This is a genomic window from Marinobacter confluentis, from assembly GCF_004785685.1.
Lineage (GTDB): Bacteria > Pseudomonadota > Gammaproteobacteria > Pseudomonadales > Oleiphilaceae > Marinobacter > Marinobacter confluentis.
This window is the reverse complement of sequence record NZ_SRPF01000028.1, coordinates 1-292: the sequence shown is the minus strand read 5'-3', so window position 1 is coordinate 292 and position 292 is coordinate 1. Positions and strand designations below refer to the sequence as shown.

The 292-nt window shown below is 55.8% G+C and carries 1 protein-coding gene; it reads left to right on the top strand.

Features of this window, described 5'->3' with window-relative positions; genetic code table 11:
* A partial coding sequence (locus E5Q11_RS17415) for a cation transporting ATPase C-terminal domain-containing protein (RefSeq protein ID WP_135804713.1) occupies window positions 1–233 on the top strand: 233 nt, incomplete at its 5' end.
* Window positions 234–292: the final 59 nt, after the last annotated feature.

Genomic DNA, 292 nt, shown 5'->3' with positions numbered 1-292 from the left:
GCTCTTCCGATCTCAAGATCTTAATATTTGGCCTCTTTGAAGAGACAGCTCTTGCTGCTTTCCTGTCCTACTGCCCTGGGATGGGTGCAGCCCTTAGGATGTATCCCCTCAAACCTACTTGGTGGTTCTGTGCCTTCCCCTACTCCCTTCTCATCTTCGTGTATGACGAGGTGCGGAAGCTCATCATCAGGCGACGCCCTGGCGGCTGGGTGGAGAAGGAAACCTACTACTAGCCCACTGCCCTGCACGCCGTGGAACATTGTGCCACACACTGCACCTACCCCTACCCCCC